General features: G+C 54.2%; 1 protein-coding gene and 1 pseudogene. Both read left to right on the top strand.

Translation table 11 applies throughout. From position 1 onward, the window contains the following. Positions 1-1,107, top strand: a 1,107-nt coding sequence (locus EGJ27_RS25230) for an RHS repeat-associated core domain-containing protein (protein WP_306085334.1), incomplete at its 5' end; no start/stop codon positions are given. Then, a pseudogene (locus EGJ27_RS24650) lies at positions 1,104-2,049 on the top strand (hypothetical protein); the annotation flags it as partial. The gene EGJ27_RS25230 and the pseudogene EGJ27_RS24650, both read left to right, overlap by 4 nt.

Genomic DNA, 2,049 nt, shown 5'->3' with positions numbered 1-2,049 from the left:
CAAAACAGTCGGGTACTGCATTGGCAGGCAGGCCAACCGAGCGGCATCGCCAACGATCAAATCCGCTACAGCCTGAGGGATCACCTGGGCTCAAGCACGCTGGAGCTGGACCAACAAGGCAACCTGATCAGCCAGGAAAGTTATTACCCGTTCGGCGGCACCTCATGGTGGGCTGCGCGCAGGGCCGTAGAGGCCAAATACAAGACGGTGCGTTACTCAGGCAAGGAGCGCGATGCCAGCGGGCTGTATTACTACGGATTCAGGTATTACGCACCGTGGTTGCAGCGGTGGATCAATCCAGACCCGGCGGGCAATGTGGACGGCCTGAATCTTTTCTGTTTTGTCGGGAACAATCCGATCGCGTCGTTCGACAGCAATGGCTCCATCACCGTATTCACTAATAATGATCAAAAATACTTTATCGATGAAGAACTTCAGGACCGGCTAAAAAACGCCCAAAAACAATCGCAGGTACAGTACGACTTCCTGAAGAACAGCTACTACCATGAATTTGAAGACACCTACACGATATCCTCAAAACTTTCCCACAAAGATTACAAATTTGAAGACTATTTTGAAAATAAATTTCAACTCCATAAATGGACATTCAAACAACTTTTCAAACACGTGCGAGCAGAGCCAGTCGTCCATGCGGACCAAGTCATTGTCGAGCAATTCATGCGAGTATCAAGTGCCGAAGGTTTCCCGAACGCGCTGCCCTCGGTGATAAAACACAGTCTGGTTATCAATCAGGGAGTCATTGAAGTGGCCCGCAAATATGCTAGCGGCTCCCCAGAGCTTCTGAACGCTTTTCTGAACGATACCCAGAATGGAAAAAGCACCCAGCGAATATTGAATACGTTAAAGATGGTAGCAACCCGCGTTGAAACCAGGCTTTCAGGCTCTTCCGATTGGGATATCTACATCCATGTCGAGCCTCAAGAACTGGCGGCAATCAAAACGGAAGAAACCGCCGTCAAGAAACTATCCAGATTCACTATCACTGCCGTCGAGCAGACTGCCAAAACCTCAAGGTTTACGGTCATTCCCGCGCAACCCGCCATTGAGGTTCGACGCAACTCAAGAACAAGGAAGAAGAGCGCATGAACATGGCGCTGCACACCCTCACACCTACGCTGATCGTTATCGATCCGCGAGGTTTGGCGATACGCAACGTTGCGTTTTACCGTAGTGAGCCTGATGAACCTGTCGATAAGCGTGTGACCTCTCAGACCTGTGATGCGGCAGGTCGACTGGTCAGCCAGCGTGATCCGCGCCTCTCTATTGAAAACCTCCGCACCACCTACAGCCTCAGCAATCAAGCGCTGCTGACCGAAAGCGTGGATGCCGGTTGGCGGCTCGGGTTATTGGGAGAAGCAGGTCAGGCTGTTCAAGGATGGGACAGCCGGGGCACTCAACGCCAGGTTGCCTATGATGCTGCGCTACGTCCTTTGGCAATCATTGAGAATGGACGGGTAACCGAGCGGTCTAGCTATGGCGCGCCAGATGGTTTCGAGCACAACCAGTGCAACCAGTTGATCCGCCACGACGACCCGGCGGGCACGCGTCATCTGCCGGATTATGGGGTGCTCGGTTCGGCCCTGACCGAAGTCCGGCAGTTTCTGCAGGCAGCCGAAACGCCGGACTGGCCGCTGGACGAAGCCGATCGCGAGGCCCTGCTGGAAAGCAATAAACTGGGCACGCGACGGGTGTTCAATGCCTTGGGCGAGACGCTGCAGCAAACCGATGCCCTGGGTAATGCTCAGTTTTTCAAACAGACGGTGGCCGGGCACTTGCAGTGCGTTGATGTGACAGTGGACGGCGCCACACAGCCGCAGACGCTGGTCCGCGATATCCGTTACAACGCCTTCGGTCAGGTCGAGCAGGAAACGTCAGGCAACGGCGTCATCAGCACCTCGCATTACGATCCGCAGGACGGTCGTTTAATGGAACTTCGTGCGGGCAGCCCGCTGTTGCAGCACCTCATCTACGCTTACGACCCGGTCGGCAATATCCTGCAGATCGAAGACACTGCCCAACCGATTCGTT

The organism is Pseudomonas sp. v388 (assembly GCF_003935425.1).
Taxonomy (GTDB): Bacteria; Pseudomonadota; Gammaproteobacteria; order Pseudomonadales; family Pseudomonadaceae; genus Aquipseudomonas.
Note: the sequence above shows the minus strand (reverse complement) of the source record. Positions and strands in the feature narration are given on the sequence as shown.